Source organism: Burkholderia sp. BCC1985, assembly GCF_905339915.1.
GTDB lineage: Bacteria > Pseudomonadota > Gammaproteobacteria > Burkholderiales > Burkholderiaceae > Burkholderia.
This window is the reverse complement of record NZ_CAJPGY010000080.1, coordinates 1-14,457: the sequence shown is the minus strand read 5'-3', so window position 1 is coordinate 14,457 and position 14,457 is coordinate 1. Positions and strand designations below refer to the sequence as shown.

Below are 14,457 nucleotides of genomic sequence, written 5' to 3'. Positions count from 1 at the left end.
CGACCCGATCAAGGTCATCACGGTGCGTGCGACGGGTTTCGATCCGGTGGCAGCCGAAGGCGGCGGCGCAGCGGTCGAGAAGATCGAAGCCGCGGCGGACGCAGGCAAGTCGCAGTTCGTGAGCCGTGAAGTGACGAAGCTGGACCGTCCGGAACTGACGTCGGCGAGCATCATCGTGTCGGGTGGCCGCGGCCTGGGTAGCGGCGAGAACTACACGAAGGTTCTTGAGCCGCTGGCCGACAAGCTGAGCGCCGCACTCGGCGCCTCGCGCGCGGCAGTCGACGCCGGCTACGTGCCGAACGACTATCAGGTCGGCCAGACCGGCAAGATTGTCGCACCGCAGCTGTACATCGCGGTCGGCATCTCGGGTGCGATCCAGCATCTGGCCGGCATGAAGGATTCGAAGGTGATCGTCGCGATCAACAAGGATCCGGAGGCGCCGATCTTCAGCGTGGCCGACTACGGCCTCGTTGGCGATCTGTTCTCGCTGGTGCCGGAGCTCGTCGCCGAGCTCGGCTGATACCTTCAGAAATTGGACCGGTCCGATCGGTTCCGGACGCGAAGATCGTGTCGGGGACCGCGGGGCCTTCGAGTCCGACGTTTTCCGGCCGACAGCGGGTTGTCGGCCGGACATTCAGAACGATCGGAAAGAGATAGAGACTGAAGGTAAGTAAGCCGGGAAGTGCTGGCCATTAATAACTTCGGAATGCTATCTGAGTTAAGAAATCTGATTTAGTGAGCACGCATACCGCATGCATCCAATCCCCTTTGTTACCCTGTCCGTATGGACGCCAGTGTTATTTGGCATAGCAGTTCGCTTCGCGGGATCGGATTGTCGTCCGACGCTGACGCGTATGCTGGCGCTTGCAGGAGCGCTGGCCGGGCTTGTAGCTACGATGCCGCTATTGATTGAATTCGATACGCAAGTGCCGGCGATGCAGTTCGTGGAGAACCGGCCATGGCTGGAACCGCTCGGAATAAGCTGGCGAGTGGGCGTGGATGGAGTGTCGCTCTGGATGGTCGTACTGACCGCGCTCACGACGCTGTTGATCGTGGGCGCATCATGGAAGGCCGTTACGACACGCGTCGCTCAGTATTTTGGTGCCGTGCTGATCCTCTCCGGATTGATGGTCGGCGTATTCGTGTCGCTCGACGGGATGCTGTTCTTTGTGTTTTTCGAATCGACGCTGATTCCGCTGTATCTCCTGATCGGAGCGTGGGGCGGCAAGCACCGTTCGTACGCGGCCGTGAAGTTCTTCTTCATGTCGTTCGCCGGCTCGCTGCTGTTGCTGGCCTCGATGCTGTATCTATTCGGCCTCTCCCATACTTTCGATATGCACGTCTGGCATGAGATGAAGCTCGATCTCGTGCCGCAACTGCTGATTTTCTGCGGGTTCCTCGCAGCCTTCGCGGTGAAGCTGCCGATGTGGCCGGTCCATGGCTGGCTGAAGAACGCCTACGCGGAGGGGCCGATCGGCGCGGCAATCATGCTGGGGATGGTCAAGATCGGCGGATATGGGTTCCTCAGGTTCATGCTGCCGATTGCACCGGACGCGAGCCGCATCCTTGCGCCCGCAATGATCGCGATATCGCTGTTCACGGTCGTTTATGCAAGCCTCATCGCTTTGGTCCAGACGGAACTGACCGCCTTGCTGGCGTATTCGACGATTGCGCATATGGGGCTCGTCACGCTCGGCTTGTTCCTGTTCAACCAGATTGCCGTCGAGGGTGCGATCGTCCAGATGATTTCATACGGCCTCGTTTCGGGAGCGCTGCTGATATGCACAGGGATGTTGTATGAACGGACGCAGACACGTTCGCTCGATGCGCTCGGCGGTGTCGCGAACGTCATGCCCCGCTATGCGACCCTGGCAGTGCTGTTTTCCATGGCCAATCTCGGGCTACCCGGCACCTCGGGATTCGTTGGAGAGTTTCTTGTGATCATGGGCGCGATCAAGTCGAATTTCTGGATCGGGGGCGCTGCTGCACTGACGCTCATCCTCGGTGCGGCCTATACGCTGCGTGGCGTCAGGCAGGTAATATTCGGCGCCGTCAAGAACGAGCGCGTTGCGCGACTCGCGGATCTTAGCCGGCGGGAGCGCGCACTGCTCGTTCCGCTGGCAGTCATCGTACTCGGACTGGGCGTGGCACCCAAGTACTTCATCGCGACCCTGGAGCAGACGACATCGGCCGTCGTTCAGGATTCGATGCGATCCAAGCTCACGGACGTCACGCCTCGATGAAAGCATGATGGTTCGCTAGGGCACCGCCATTTCGCGGAAAGTGAACGTAGTAACCGAGGGCTCGGCGTCGATTCGGAACACTTCATGCTCCGGCGTACGCAGGTGACGTATGGAACGGGTAACGCGCTACGTTTTCTGAGCGGGATTGCTGTCGAAATGAAACATGTTGCGAATGCGTAGCAGCAGTTGACCTTTCGCCCCGATGTCCGGAGATGCGCGAACCGCGACATCGCGATGGAGGATTTGCATTCCGCGGCGAACCGATTGGGCGAATGCGGCCGCGAGCTCGACGTTCTGTGCCAGTAGCGGGGCGATTGCTTCACGCGGGAGACGATAAATTGTGCAATAGGTGAGTGCCACCGCAGTGGCTGCGTGCGGCGCTGCCGTGAGCATGCCGATTTCGCCGACATACTCACCGGCACTGATGCGGCCGATCGTCCCGTCAGCGGAACCGGACGTCCGCGTCAATTCGAGAATGCCTGATGCGACGACATAGAGTCCGTCGTCCTCTGCGCCTTGCGAAAAAAGCAATTCGCCTGGTTCCAGGCGAAGTAACCCGAAACGACTGGCGAGACTGTCGAGTTGCTGTTCGTCGAGGCACTCGAACAAGACGACGTCGCGAATAAGTCGGCGCACCGCAAACAGTTTGTTTGCCGCTTCGGCTGATACGGTTTTGCCCGAGTTATCGTGGGTGAGATGGCCCGCATAGTGCAACTGACGGTGCACGGCTCGCAGCAGGGTGTCCTTGGTGGACGACAGGTGCTGCGTGTTGGCGACGAAAAACGAGATTCGATAAATGTTCCGGTCCGTTCCGAGCTGACTGAGGACGGCTTTGGGAGCGGGTATTCGAAGGATGTCGGGGCAAACGAGCGTCGCTTGAGAAAGCGCTTCGATGACGCGTTCGGGAGATGCGCTTTCCGCACAGGCGACTTCGACGGATGCCGCCCTGCGTTGACTCGGGAAGCTCCTGTTGACGATCTCCGCCTTGGCAATCAAGCTGTTCGGGATAATTGCGATGTCGTCGCCATCGGTATGGATCCGGATCGAGCGCCAGTTGATCTGTGCGACGATACCTTCGATCCTGTCCGCAATCTGGATCCGGTCTCCGACGCCAAACGGCGCTTCGACGCCAACGGCGATTCCGGAAAAGACATCGGCCAGTGTGTTTTGAAGCGCGAGACCGAGGACGATCGCCACGACGCCCGAAGTGGCCACCACGCCTGTCACCGGCAGTGCGTAGACCGAGTTCAGTACGGTAGCGGCGGTCCCAAGATAGACGGCGGCGGCGAACAAGTCGGAAAAAAGCCTGGCGCCTCGCGAGTTCCGATCACGATGAAACCCGAACGACAGGCCGGCGACCACGATCCTCGAGCCTAGCAGCCACCATGCGCCGCCGATTGCGCGCAGCCACATGCTTGCGGTGTCTGCGGGGGCCTGCAGTGGGGGAAACACGGGAAGGACGATACCTTGCCCGTGAAAATAAATACTGATGGCGAGAAAACAGGCTACATCGAAGCTGATTCGAACTTTGTCAGAAAAATGCCGAAGCCCGAGCACGCCGGCAACCGTGATTGCGATCAGCATCGCGGCGGAGATAAGCGTCAGATTCACCACTGTCCTCGTTCGAATTCATTCAGCAGCGAACTGACGCGGGCCGAGTCAGCGCTCGCACGGGACGCGCGATACATGGCACGCGTGTATTTGTCTCGCCAGCGCATCGCCGAGTCGAGCGCGGCCGACGACAGGCGCGCTCGATACGTCGGGATGGCAGAGGATACGTGCCGCTGGGCCAGTCGGCCCAGCAGTCACGGCAACGGCAGCTTTAGTTTGCGTCTCGTCGCAGGGCAAGAAGCCCGAGCAGCACTTCGTCGCGGCGGGCCGCCAGTTGGTCGATCGACTTGCCGGCGACCTCTTCATGAACACCCGCGATCACCTTCTGACGAAGTTCGGGCGTGATCTTCGGCGAACCGAGCACGTTCCACCACGCAGTCATCGGGCCGGTGAACTGGTCGAAGAAGTGTTCGATGCCGCCTTGACCGCCGCCAAGATGGAACAACATGTTCGGACCCATGATGCCCCAACGCAGGCCCGGTCCCCAGCACACCGCGGTATCGGCATCCTCGACGCTCACGACGTCTTCCGAGATCAGGTGCACGATCTCGCGCCAGAGTGCGGCCTGGAGGCGATTGGCGACGTGGCCCGGCACTTCCTTGTTGAGCTGGATGGTCTTTTTGCCCAGGCCCGTGTAAAACGCAGTCGCCCGTTCGATCGTTTCCCGTGACGTCTTCGCGCCGCCGACGATTTCGACGAGCGGAATCAGGTGCGGCGGATTGAACGGATGGCCGATCACGCAGCGCTCGGGGTGGAGCTCGCAGGCCGACTGGATCTCGCTCATCGTCAGGCCCGAAGAGCTCGACGCGATGATTGCGTCCGGTGCCAGAATGGCATCGAGATGCTTGTAGAGATCCTTCTTGAAGTCGATCCGTTCGGGGCCGTTTTCCTGCACGAAATCACTGCCGGTAACAGCTTCGTCGAGATTGGCGGTGAACTGCAGTCGCTCCCGGGATGCATTCGGCGCGAGCCCAAACTGCTCGAGAGCAGGCCAGGCCGCATCGATGAATGCCCGGAGTTTCGGCTCGGCATCCGGGGCGATGTCGGTAGCCACTACATCCAGGCCCTTGGCCAGAAACAGCGTGGCCCAGCTTGCGCCGATGACGCCGGTGCCGATGATGGCGACGCGTTTGATTTCCTTGCTCATGGCTTTTGATCCTTCGAATGGAGTGAGGTCAGACGAACGCGCTGAAACCGGTAACCGCCTTGCCGACGATCAGGTGATTCATTTCGCGCGTGCCTTCGTACGAGTAGAGTGCTTCCGCGTCAGCGAAGAAACGTGCGACGTTGTAGTCGAGAACGATGCCGTTGCCGCCGAAGATCTCGCGCGCCCACGCGACGGTCTCGCGCATGCGGCTCGTGCAGAAAGCCTTGGCCAGCGACGACTGCTGGTCGAGCAGCTTGCCCTCGTCCTGCAACTCGGCGAGCCGTACGACCATGCATTGCGACGCCGTGATATTGCCGAGCATCTTGGCGAGGTGATCCTGGATCATCTGGAACGACGCGATCGGGCGGCCGAACTGCTCGCGGGTCTGCGCGTAACGCAGCGCGTGTTCATAGGCGCCCATGCTGCAACCGACGGCTTCCCACGCGACGTATTGACGGGTGAGGCGCAGCACGCGTGCCGTGTCGCGAAACGACACGTCGCCCTGAAGGCGGTTTTCTTCGGGAACACGGCAGTTGTCGAGCGTGATCACGCCGTTCTGTACGACGCGAAGTGCGATCTTGTTCTCGATCTTTTCGACTGAGAAGCCGGGGGTCGTCTTGTTCTCGACGATGAATCCCTTGACCTGATTGTCGTCGACATCGCGTGCCCAGATGATCGAGATGTCGCACCACGGCGAGTTGCCGATCCACCGCTTCTGGCCATTGAGAACCCACGTATCGCCTTCGCGCTTGGCGGTCGTCAGCAGGCCGCCGCCGGCACCCGATCCGACCAGCGGTTCGGTCAATCCGAAGCACCCGATCTTCTCCAGCCGTGCCATCGGGGGCAGCCATTTCTGTTTCTGCTCTTCCGATCCGCCGAGATAGATCGACCCCATGGCCAGACCGCTATGGACGCCGTAGAAGGTCGAGATGGACGAGTCGACGCGCGCGAGCTCCATCGCGATGAAGCCATCGAGAAGCGTGCTGCCGCCGGCGCACCCGTAGCCTTCGAATCCGACGCCGACGATGTTGAGGTCCCTGATTTCGGGGATCAACTCGAAGGGGAACGCATCCGCGGCCCAGAACTTGTTGATTACCGGCGCAACGCGTTCTTCCATGAACGTGCGCACGCGCTTCAGCAGTGCGCGTTCGTCCTCGCTCAGGAACTCGCGAATCAGGTAGAAGTCGCTATCGGGGGCCGGAAGCGGGTGGTTGGGCTTCGAGGTGGCGGTCATGATGATGTCCTAGATACGTTTTCAGGATGCGTTCGCGGGTGCTTGCAGATAGTCGTGGACGACTTCCGCGCCCGCGATCGTCAGATCGGTGAGGATATGGATAGCGGACAGCACCTCGAGCACCGGGAGTTTGGCGACCGGCGCGAAACAATGCGGATGCAGTTCCAGGGAGGCGGGACCGGTCCACGCACCCTTCACGGTGACGTCGCTCACGTAATACTTGACCAGTTCGCAGACGCGGGCCGAGCCGTCGACGTGCGGCAGGATCTTCAGCAGGAAGCCGGGCGCTTCGAGGGTCTTCTTGACAGCGGCAAGATCCAGGGGCTCGTATTTGTATCCCATGGTCGCGGTTGCGACCCGCACGCCGTTGTAGTCGAGCGTGCCCACCAGCGCGTCGTTGCGGATTTCGAGCTTCGGCTGGGCCAGTACCTTCGGAAAGCCGAGTAATTCGCGACCGGAAGCGATGCCGGCTTCGCTGTCGAGGTACATCGCATGAGTGAAGCCGCCCGGTGCGCCGTTGAACGATACAGGGACGACCTGGCCCGATTCCGTGTAGGAACCGAGGCCGCTCGAGTCCGGCATCTTGATGAACTCGTATTTGACGATCGGATCGGTCGGAAGCAGCGGAGCGGGTACTACACGAGCCAGCGCTTCGGGATCGGTGCGATAGGTGATGATGATGAATTCGCGATCGATGAACCGGAACGGCGGCTTCGGATAAGCCGGGCTGCCGATCGGCATGGCATACGCGCTAGCGCGGATTTCGTCTTCAGTCATGAAAGGCTCCGTGTGTGCGGCTGGCGTCGGCCAGCCGGTGGGTGGTTGCCAGGGGAGGCATTCAAGCCATGTGGCCGCGCAATGTGTCAGGTCTTGTCGCCGAAGCGGGCAACCACGCCCGCATCTTGCAGACTGGCGATCTCGGCATCGTCGAAACCCATTTCGGTCAGAATCTCCGTGCCGTGTTCGCCAAGATGCGGTGCCGCGACAGGTTTGACCTTTTGCTGGCTCGCGATATGGATCGGATTGCTGACCGTCTTCGTGGCAGGCTGCCCAGGCACCTCGAGCGGCACGACGATCCCGTTGATCTCGAGTTGCGGATCGTTGATGATTTCCTCGGCGATCTGGACGACACCGAAAATCACACGCTGAGCGGTGAGCGCCTGTTTCCAGTAGGCCAGCGTTTGGCTGGCGAACAGCGGATCGAGGATGTCGACCAGCGCGGCCGCGTTTTTCACGCGCAATTGCTCGTCGGCGAAGCGGGGATCGTCCAGAAGTTCGGGCCTGTCGATTGCGCGGACGAATGGCGCCCATTCCTTGCGTTGCGCAGCGACCAGCAGGATCCAGCGCCCGTCACTCGTCTGGTACGGATTGAGCAGCGCATTCGGAGGGCTTTTGCGGTCATGCTGCGGGAAGAACTTGCCGCCGTTGAGTCCGCCTTCGACCCATGCCGCTGCGGCCCAGATGCCATTGGCGATCAGGGAAGTCGTGACGTGGCCGCCCTTGCCGGTCTTGGTGCGCTCGTAAAGTGCAGTGACGATTGCGGCATAGAGGGTCGTCGCTGTCGCATGATCGCCGATGCCGGGAATGGGGAGCGTCGGCGGACTACCGGCGTCGTGGGTGACTTCCATGAGGCCGGAACGTGCCCAGTACGCCGTGACGTCGAAGCCCGGGGTATCGGCTTCCGGACCCTGCGCGCCGTAGCCGGTAATGTCGGCGTAGATCAACTTCGGATTGAGCGGCGCGAGATCTTCGTAGGTGACGCCCAGCGCCGCCCGCACGCGCGGCGGGAAATTGACGACCAGGACGTCGGCCCACCGAACGAGGCGCGTCAGCACTTCGCGCGCACCTTCCGATTTGAGATCGAGCGCGATGCTGCGCTTGTTGCGGTTCGTCAACTGCCACGCGTAGTTCGTATCGGCGACGGGGTTCGGGGGGATGATCGAAAAGAAGCGATAGACGTCCCCGGTGCCGGGCGGCTCGATCTTGATGACATCCGCGCCGAAGTCGGCGAGGATCGTCGTGGCCGCGGGGCCGGCAATGTAGCTCGCGAGGTCGAGTACCTTGAGGCCTGAAAACACGTGTTTTCCGTCAGACATGGAAGTGTTCCGAATTCGAGGTTGAGAGAGGAGCGGCGTCGATGGGGCGTGCCCCGATTACCGCTCCGGGCGAAGGTGCCAGTGCGGGTCAGCGCCCGCGAAATACAGGCGCGCGCTTCTCGAGAAAGGCCGTGGTGCCCTCTTTTTTGTCGTCGGTCGCGGCGCACAGCGCAAACAGTTTTCCTTCCAGCGCCAGTCCTTCCGGCATCGCCGCATTCAAACCGAGGTGGACGGCGTCCATCGCATACGCGACGGCCAGCGGCCCATTGGCGGCGATTTGCGCCAGGATCGTCTCTGCGCGGGCAATCAGCTGGTCGGCTGCCACGACTTCATTCACCAGGCCGATCCGATATGCCTCTTCTGCCGACACCATTTCTCCGGTGAGGATGAGTTGCAGCGCGATACCCTTGCCGACGAGACGCGGCAGTCGCTGGGTGCCGCCGAAGCCGGGAATGAGCCCGAGCCGGACCTCGGGTTGGCCGAACTTCGCGCCGGGACTCGCGAGCCGGATCGTGCAAGCCAGCGCGGTCTCGCATCCGCCGCCGAGCGCGAGGCCGTTCACCGCGGCGATGACCGGTTTGCCGAGACGTTCGATGAAATCGAGCAGCGCCTGGCCGGCACGCGTGCGCTGCTCGGCCTCGACTGGCGTGGCGCTGGCCAGTTCGCCGATATCGGCGCCGGCGATGAAGGCACGGTTGCCTGCACCGGTGAGGATGACGCCGCGAATCGATGCATCGTTACGCGCATCCGTGAATGCCGCATGTAGCTCCTCGATCGCCCGTTGGTTCAACGCGTTCATCACGTCGGGACGGTTCAACGTCACATAGGCGACCGACGCTTTCTTTTCGTAGAGGAGTGTGCTGAAACTTGGAAGTGACAGGCTATTAGGCATGGAATGGATTTCTCCAAAAGATGGCGCGCGATGATGCTTGGCCTACGGCAATCGGAAGGTGCGGACGAATCGTCTCGTGGTGGCGTCTTGTGGCGCGGAGGAACGGGTGGAAGAAGAGGTTAGAGATCCTGAATCCGGGTGTTCTCGACAGCGGAGGCCAAGATCATGAAATTTCGGTTGACGGGTTTCGATTGCAACCTCGCGTGGATCGGCCGATAGACAAGGTCACCGACATGGATGGCGCAGTGCGACAGCGCACAAGTTCCGGGCATTTTGGCGATACGGAGCTTCCACATCTGGTCACCGTAGTGGCACGCGGTTGGATCGAGCCAGGATACGTAGATGGTCGAGTCGCTTTTGCGGCCCAATATGCGGACGGTGGGGACAGACGAAGCTCCATCCGGATGGCAACTTCGCCCGCCTTCGTTGACGGATGATGGCGAGTGGTTGTTGCGCCGAATACCGCCGTCAAGCATGTCAACCGTGTGTGTCCAGATCGCGCTACTTGGTACGCCACTATCCATCCATGCGACTCCTCTTACCGCGGTTCATTCAAGTAAGTGGTGCTGACTACGATTGATCTTAAGGTGACGCTGATCCGATGCATATGTGAGATATCACAATGAAGCTAGCTCTTTTTCCAATCGGCATAGGATCGACGAACGAATCCAGGCCGTGGAGGACTGGTCGCTCGCCAGGTGTGAATAATGGGGACGTTTCGCGACGGGGCGAAGTGGCGGAGATAGAGCGATGGCCGTGCGACGCATGGCGCGCCGTGGAGCTCGACACCGACTCACGGGCCGGTATTCGGTGTGCGGACGCTATCGAGAAGAGGCTGGACGATGCAGCGCATGCGCTATCGCTGTGAAATCGGCTTGAATCACGGCGAATATAAAGGCGGTGGACATCCCGAACAGGAGTACGCCATCAGACGATTCGATCGCACCGAGCATCCGCCAGTTTTCCGTCAAGGAAAGGCCCGACGCGCCGCGTGTCGCCATGGTATCGATTGAGAAGAACAGCGCGTCACCGAACGAGTTGAGTGCCTTGAGTTGAACGAACACAACGGCCCACAGAGCCGACTCCAGCGTATGAAGCAGACCGAGCGCGATGCAGATGAAGGCAACGATACCGACCAGTTTACGCAGTTGCACGTGAATGGTGTCGCGTTGCATATCGAGCACACGACGAAGCCGACGCGCGACGACAGCCAGAAATACCATCGCTGCTGCGTGAATCAGAATGTTGGCCATGCCAAGAAAAATGCCAATTGTCCAGCTTTCCATGGAGATATTTACGTACGGAAATGAGAATGAAAAACGGCGTCAGGTGCGCGCCTTGCACCTGGAAACGCGCGGCTACGATGTCGCTGCGCGCGGGAAGACGTCATGCTGGTGCTGAACCCGTTACGGTGACTAGACAAGGTTTCGGCCAGCGGAACACTACCGGTGGTCAGGTCATGTAGGTGCTCGGACTTGGCTCGTCGAGCGCTGTTTCGACAAGCGACCACCTCGCTGCGTCGATGGTTCGCTTAATGTCTGTTGTCATTTGACCGCGCCGCGCAGCTTGATCGCGATATCGAGCTTCGAGATCCAGCCGGCGTCATCGAGGCGTGCCCCGAGGATGTTCTCGATGCGCTCCAGGCGATAGTTGAGCGTGTTGGGATGGATTCCCAATACGCTCGCGGTTGCCTTTCGTCGCTGAAGCTGGTCGAAGTAAGTTCGAAGCGTTTCGAGTAAATCGGGTTCGCCTGCCAGTTGCTCGACCATGGATGTGAGGTAAGTCAGCGTACGTTTGGTGCCGCGTATGCTTTCCTCGACCGCGATTTCGGAATACAGGCGCACGCGCTCCTCGTCGAGATGGCTTCGGCCGAAACTGAGTGCCCGGCCTGCTTCATCGGCGGACATGGCCCAGCCCGATGCGCCTTCGCCCGGCAGCCCGACACCGATCGCCTTGACTTCAGGCAATGTGTCGGCAATCGATGCAATCTGCTTGGCCAGCAGACTGTCGTTCGGCCCGCTCGTCTCTCCCAGGCGCTCCGGTATCCACAGGAACAATTGCCCGCGAAACCAGATGTCGAAAATATCGTCGATAGGGACTCTGAGGCGCCGGGCGGCTGCCGCAACGATGCGGTCGATCTCGGTCCTGAAGGTGGCCGAATTGCTGTCGATCGATTCGACGTCGATGGCCAATGCCACTCTCGGCACTGTCACGTCGAGACGTAGTGCTGCCGCCGTCTTGTTGAATGCATCGGTATCGTCGGGAAAATTGAAGATGATGCTATGCAACTGATAGCGCAGCGATTCCCGCCAGCGTGCTTGCCTGTATTGCTCCTCCAGAAAGGTCTGTGCGATTTCCTGCGACAGGATGTCGAAGAACTCCAGCAGATACGGGGAGATTCGAAGCAGAAGTTCATCGCGAAGCGCGTCGTCGTCCTCGGCAATCTGGATATAGAAACACCACAGTTCGCGGGATCCGAGTCGGAATGCACGAAGCAATGCTTCGAGCGGAACACCCTGGTAGACGCGTCGGCGTCCGTATGCGCGGAAGCATTCGAGCGCATTTTCGGACGGCATCTTGCCCGACATGAGGCTGTCGAGCCAGAGTTTCGACGACAAGACGATTGAGTCTCGAATATCGAGCTTGGTCGTCGAATCGAGATCCGCATAGGGCTTGATGTTCATCAATGCCTTGTACACGCGTTCCACAAATGCGGCGTTATTTTCGGCGACGCTGGCGGTCCACCGACGCAAGGCCGGGGAAATCTCGGGGATGGCAGTTATCATACGATTTGACTCCTAGCGAAAGCTCCGCGCAATCGGGCAGTGCTCCGATATGCCTGAATGGTACGTGCGGGGCGATCGTGCTGCTGAACTAGCTAAACGAAGGATTACGAAACGGGGTGGGGACAGGCCAAGCGGCTTGTGCGTCGCGAGGTGGGCGGTATTGGCATGTGGTGATTTCACTGACGCTGCAGTAGCAGGTCGAGCAGGTCAACATGACCGCTCGACCTGCCGCATATGAGCACTATGCGAGCGCAGCCGCGATGAGTCCGTGTACTGAATGACATTGAGCTTGTAACGTCAACGCAACTTTACGACGTCCTGCTCGGTCACCTTCGCGGCCGGATTGCCGAACTGCCCGGTCAGGTAGTTCATCAGCGCGGCGATCTGCGCATCCGACAGCTCGTGGCGGAACGCCGGCATCCCGACGTCCTCGCTGCCGGCCTTGCGCTGCACGCCGTTCAGGATCACCTGCACCAGGTTCGCCGGATTCGACGCGCCCACCGTCGAGTTGCGGAACAGCGACGGGTAATAGCCGTCCGGCGTGCCCTTGCCCTGCATCTGGTGACACGTCGCGCAGTTGCCGAGATACAGCCGCGCCGGATCGATGCCCGACGACGTGAACGCGACGCCGCGCAGCGTCAAGCCGTCCTCGGCCGGCTTGCCCCACGACGACCGCGGCTGCTTCGCGCTGCTGTCGACCACCGCTGGTACCGTGCGGATGTACGTCGCGATCGCGCCGATGTCGGCTTCCGTCATCTTCGAGAAGCTGTGCTCGACCGCCTCGGCCATCGGGCCGGCCGCCTGCGCGAGACCCGGCACGCTGCCGCTGCGCAGGTACTGCACGAGCTGCTTCTGGGTCCAGCCGCCGATCCCGGCATTCGGGTCGGACGTGATGTTGTAGCCGTCCCAGCCCGCGAGCACCGAGCCCGACAGGAAGCTGCCGCCCGTCTCATCGAGCGACTTCTCCTGCATCGCGATGCCGCGCGGCGTGTGGCACGTGCTGCAGTGAGCAAGACCCTGGACGAGATACGCGCCGCGGTTCCACTCGGCGCTCTGCGATGGTTTCGACTCGTACGCGCCGTCCTTCAGGAACAGCCAGTTCCAGATCTTCATCGGCCAGCGCATGCTCAGCAGCGCGGGGATCTCGTTTTTCGGCGGCGCCTGCCTGACCGGCTCGACGCCGTGCATGAAGTACGCATACAGTGCCCGCACATCGTCGTCGTTGATCTTCGCGTACGACACGTACGGCATCGCCGGATATAGGTTGTCGCCGTTCTTCGACACGCCGTGACGCACCGCGCGCTCGAAGTCGTCGAACGTCCAGTTGCCGATGCCGGTATCCGGGTCGGGCGTGATGTTGCTCGTGTAGATCTTGCCGAGCATCGGCACCGGCATGCCGAGCCCGCCGGCGAACGGCTTGCCGCCCTTCGCGGTGTGGCAGGCCATGCAGTCGCCGGCGACTGCGAGATATTCGCCGCGCTTGACCTGCGCGGGGTCGGCCGAATCGGCCGCGCGCACGAGCCCCGGCAGCGCGAGGCAGCCGGCGAGGAGGAAGGTGAGAGTAGATTTCCGCACGGTCAGACTTCCTTCTTCAGCGTGTCCGACATCCGCAGCGCGAGCGCCGCGATCGTCAGCGTCACGTTCACCGTACCGACGGTCGGCATCGTCGAGCTGCTCGAGATGAACAGGTTCGGATGGTCGAACGTTCGGCAATCCTTGTCGACGACCGAGTCGCGTGCATCCGCGCCCATGATCGTCGCGCCCGTGATGTGGTTGTTCGGCGCGAACTCGTCGTTGAAGACGACTTCGGTGCCGCCGAGCACCTTCGCGGCCGTCGCGTAGACCTCGCGCGTGTGCACGGCGCCGCGCTTCACGTAATCGTCGATCGCATACGTGATCTCGGGGCGCGGGATGCCAACCGCGTCGGTGGCCGTCTTGCTCGGCACGATGCGGTTCTCGGGCTGCGGCAGAATTTCGTGGAAGCAGTCGAACTGCACGAAGCGTGCGGAACGGTCGCGGATCTGCGCGTCGAGTTCCGCGGGCTTCATCAGCTTGCCGCTCTTGAAGATCTTCTGCGTCTCCTGGTTGATGCGCGACATGTTCGACAGGTGGATCTTCTTCGCGGCTTCGGTCGCGCGGAACGGGCCGTCGCGGAACCCGATCAGCGACGTCATCTCCTGCGGGCCGCGGCCCGGCCACAGCTTCTCGTTCGCGTAGAACGACACGCCGGTGCCCGGGTGGTCCATCAGGTTGCGGCCGACCATGTCGGAGCTGTTCGCGACGCCGTTCGGGAAATCGCGGTTCGCGGACATCAGCAGGATCTTCGGCGTCTCGATACCGTTCGCGGCAATCACGAAGTACTTGCCCTCGACGCGATGGTCGGCGCCGGTCTTGTCCTTGTAGATCGCGGCGACGATGCGCTTGTCCGGCCCCGTCTCGAGCTTGTAG

Annotated in this window: 13 protein-coding genes; 2 read left to right on the top strand and 11 right to left on the bottom strand. The window is 61.2% G+C overall.

Going from position 1 to position 14,457, the window contains the following annotated elements; genetic code table 11:
* Together U4Z31_RS36190 and U4Z31_RS36185 are read left to right on the top strand one after the other, a co-directional pair.
* Positions 1-520: electron transfer flavoprotein subunit alpha/FixB family protein (locus U4Z31_RS36190; protein ID WP_321812913.1), on the top strand; the 520-nt coding region annotated here is incomplete at its 5' end.
* A 232-nt stretch (positions 521-752) separates the two neighbouring features.
* On the top strand, positions 753-2,243 hold the full coding sequence (locus U4Z31_RS36185) for an NADH-quinone oxidoreductase subunit M (RefSeq protein ID WP_321812912.1): 1,491 nt from the start codon (positions 753-755) through the stop codon (positions 2,241-2,243).
* Between the two features lie 126 nt (positions 2,244-2,369).
* On the opposite strand, the gene U4Z31_RS36180 is transcribed toward U4Z31_RS36185, so the two are convergent.
* The 11 genes from U4Z31_RS36180 to U4Z31_RS36130 form a co-directional block, all read right to left on the bottom strand.
* Complete coding sequence (locus tag U4Z31_RS36180) at positions 2,370-3,854, bottom strand: mechanosensitive ion channel family protein (protein ID WP_321812911.1); 1,485 nt, start codon at positions 3,852-3,854, stop codon at positions 2,370-2,372.
* Positions 3,855-4,065: 211 nt separating this feature from the next.
* Entirely contained in the window at positions 4,066-5,001 is a 936-nt protein-coding gene (locus U4Z31_RS36175) for a 3-hydroxyacyl-CoA dehydrogenase NAD-binding domain-containing protein (RefSeq protein ID WP_321812910.1), read from the bottom strand.
* A gap of 28 nt (positions 5,002-5,029) precedes the next feature.
* Positions 5,030-6,235, bottom strand: coding sequence for an acyl-CoA dehydrogenase family protein (locus U4Z31_RS36170; protein ID WP_234621204.1), 1,206 nt, complete (start codon positions 6,233-6,235; stop codon positions 5,030-5,032).
* A 21-nt stretch (positions 6,236-6,256) separates the two neighbouring features.
* Positions 6,257-7,012 (bottom strand): acetoacetate decarboxylase, encoded by a 756-nt coding sequence (locus tag U4Z31_RS36165; RefSeq protein WP_321812909.1) that lies wholly within the window; start codon positions 7,010-7,012, stop codon positions 6,257-6,259.
* Between the two features lie 86 nt (positions 7,013-7,098).
* Positions 7,099-8,331 carry a CoA transferase gene (locus U4Z31_RS36160; protein ID WP_321812908.1) on the bottom strand — a complete coding sequence of 411 codons (1,233 nt, stop codon included), beginning with the start codon at positions 8,329-8,331 and terminating at the stop codon, positions 7,099-7,101.
* An 88-nt stretch (positions 8,332-8,419) separates the two neighbouring features.
* A complete protein-coding gene (locus U4Z31_RS36155; RefSeq protein ID WP_321812907.1) occupies positions 8,420-9,223 on the bottom strand; it encodes an enoyl-CoA hydratase-related protein in 804 nt (267 codons plus the stop codon).
* A gap of 119 nt (positions 9,224-9,342) precedes the next feature.
* The gene (locus U4Z31_RS36150; RefSeq protein ID WP_321812906.1) at positions 9,343-9,747 is read right to left on the bottom strand and encodes a DUF3331 domain-containing protein; all 405 of its coding nucleotides are present in this window, start codon (positions 9,745-9,747) and stop codon (positions 9,343-9,345) included.
* Positions 9,748-10,044: 297 nt separating this feature from the next.
* On the bottom strand, positions 10,045-10,509 hold the full coding sequence (locus U4Z31_RS36145) for a two pore domain potassium channel family protein (protein WP_175689068.1): 465 nt from the start codon (positions 10,507-10,509) through the stop codon (positions 10,045-10,047).
* A 258-nt stretch (positions 10,510-10,767) separates the two neighbouring features.
* Entirely contained in the window at positions 10,768-12,009 is a 1,242-nt protein-coding gene (locus U4Z31_RS36140) for a PucR family transcriptional regulator (RefSeq protein ID WP_321812905.1), read from the bottom strand.
* 297 nt (positions 12,010-12,306) lie between these two features.
* Positions 12,307-13,584 carry a cytochrome c gene (locus U4Z31_RS36135; protein ID WP_321812904.1) on the bottom strand — a complete coding sequence of 426 codons (1,278 nt, stop codon included), beginning with the start codon at positions 13,582-13,584 and terminating at the stop codon, positions 12,307-12,309.
* Positions 13,585-13,586: 2 nt separating this feature from the next.
* The coding region (locus U4Z31_RS36130; RefSeq protein ID WP_321812903.1) for a GMC family oxidoreductase at positions 13,587-14,457 on the bottom strand (871 nt) is incomplete at its 5' end.